Below are 233 nucleotides of genomic sequence, written 5' to 3' on the forward strand. Positions count from 1 at the left end.
GTGGTATTGAACGTGCCCGATGCATCCGTCACCACAAACACCTCAAAGCCTTCTGCCAGCGCCGACAAGGTCGGGAACGCCACACACACATCCGTTACTACACCGGCAATGATGATCTGCTTACGCCCGGTGGCCTTGATCGCTTTGACGAAATCCTCGTTGTCCCAGGCATTGATCTGACCGGGGCGAGCGATATACGGCGCGTCCGGGAACATTTCCTTCAACTCCGGCAC

At 57.1% G+C, this 233-nt stretch carries 1 protein-coding gene; it reads right to left on the minus strand.

The window, feature by feature from the left end:
- On the minus strand, positions 1 to 233 hold a 233-nt coding region (locus AAEZ05_RS30335; RefSeq protein WP_350650387.1), incomplete at both ends, for an isochorismatase family protein.

The organism is Pseudomonas sp. HY13-MNA-CIBAN-0226, from assembly GCF_040310305.1.
Lineage (GTDB): Bacteria > Pseudomonadota > Gammaproteobacteria > Pseudomonadales > Pseudomonadaceae > Aquipseudomonas > Aquipseudomonas gregormendelii.